Annotated in this window: 2 protein-coding genes; one reads left to right on the top strand and one right to left on the bottom strand. The window is 71.4% G+C overall.

Translation table 11 applies throughout. The annotated features are described in order from the left end of the window. The first annotated feature begins 177 nt into the window (after nt 1-177). Complete coding sequence (locus G7A99_RS04700) at nt 178-996, top strand: UDP-2,3-diacylglucosamine diphosphatase (RefSeq protein WP_163139058.1); 819 nt, start codon at nt 178-180, stop codon at nt 994-996. Between the two features lie 10 nt (nt 997-1,006). On the opposite strand, the gene G7A99_RS04695 is transcribed toward G7A99_RS04700, so the two are convergent. Beyond that, nucleotides 1,007-1,531, bottom strand: a complete 525-nt coding sequence (locus tag G7A99_RS04695; RefSeq protein WP_163139057.1) for a TIGR02281 family clan AA aspartic protease — start codon at nt 1,529-1,531, stop codon at nt 1,007-1,009. Between the last annotated feature and the right edge of the window lie 221 nt (nt 1,532-1,752).

Here is a 1,752-nt window from a genome sequence, read left to right as displayed (position 1 = left end):
GGCCGCTACGTGCACGTACGCACCCGTAACGGCGACAGCGGCTGGGTCCGCAGCAGTCAGCTGCGCTGAGCCCCGCAACCCACGGCGCCGTGTCACGAAAGCGGCGCCGTGGCATCACATCCGTGAAACCCCGCCGTGCCAGCGTGGGCCGCGTCCCGGCAAGCCCGAGGGGGCATCATGGCGAAGGCGACACGCACGCTGACAACGCGCTACCGCAGCATCTTCATCTCGGACGTGCACCTGGGTTTCCGAGGCGCCCAGGCGGAGTTCCTGCTGACCTTCCTGCGCCAGACGGAAAGCGACAACCTCTACCTGGTCGGCGACATCGTCGACCTCTGGGAGATGCACCGCCGCCGGCGCGTGCACTGGCCGGACGCGCACACCGCGGTGATCCACGAGATCCTGCGCAAGGCGGAGAACGGCACGCGGGTGATCTACGTGCCCGGCAACCACGACGAGGCCCTGCGGGATTACGCCGGCAGCGAGGTCCGCTGCGTCAGCGTCCACCGCGAGATCGTCCACGAGACCGCGGACGGTCGCCGGCTGCTGGTCTTCCACGGCGACGAGTTCGACACCGTCGTGCAGTGCGGTCCGCTGCTCACGGCCCTGGGCAATCACGCCTACGACACCCTGCTCTGGCTCAACCGCTGGGTGAACCGGGCCCGCCGCCTGCTCGGCTTCCCGTACTGGTCGCTGGCCCACGCCGTGAAGCACCGGGTCGCCAACGCCACGGACTACATCGCCCGATTCGAGCACGCCGCGGCGCGTGAGGCCCGGCGGCGGGGCGTGGACGGCGTGGTCTGCGGCCACATCCACCGCGCGGAGATCGAGCGCATCGACGGGGTGCTCTACACCAACTGCGGTGACTGGGTGGAAAGCTGCACCGCGCTCACCGAGGCCGCCGACGGCCACCTGGCGCTGGTGCACTGGAGCGATGCGGCACGGGTGACCCTGAAGCGCTGCGACGCCACCCCGCCCCGGCAGGCCGCGGCCTGAGCCCGCGGGCTCAGCGCCGCTGCTGCGGCGCGCGGATGATCATGCGCTCGCCGCTGAGCTGGATGTCGAAACGGCCAAGATAGCTCATGCCGAGCAGCGCGGTGTCGTCGCCCAGCCCCGGGTTGACGGCACCGCGCACATCCCGGGCCGCGAGCCCTCCGAGGGCGACGGTATCCAGCCGTGTGAGGTGGCCACGTACCCGGCCGTTGGCCGTGCTGAAGGTCGCCGCCGGTCCCTCCCGCAGGCCCAGACGCGAAGCCGTGCCGGGCGAGACGGTGACGTAGGTGGCGCCGGTATCGAGCAGGAAGGTCACCGGCTCACCGTTGATACGTCCGGTGGCGACGAAGTGCCCGGAACGGTTGCGCTCCAGCACCACCCGCCCGTCTCCGCCGGTCTGCGCCACGCCCGCGTTCGGGTTGCGCCGGTCCTCGAGCACGCCCTGGAACCACCAGGTCCCGAGCCCCAGCACGAGCACCCAGAACGCCATCATCATGCCCCGGCCCATGCGGCGCTGCCCCCGGGCCTGCTCATCCATGGCCGTCACCTCCTGTCATCAGTGCGCCACCGGGGTATCATCGGCGACGGACATCCATCCGGGAGCACAATCATGCAGGTCGACGGCGCCCTGCTGCGCGAGATCGTGCAGCGGCTGGCCACCGGGCCGGTCGCCGCCGCGGACCTCCCTGGCCGGCCCGCGGAGACCGTGGCGGTGCACCTTCACTGGCTGCGCAACGCCGGCCTCGCCACCGCACCGGC

This window comes from Arhodomonas sp. KWT (assembly GCF_010993615.1).
This window is presented reverse-complemented; position numbering and strand designations above follow the sequence as displayed.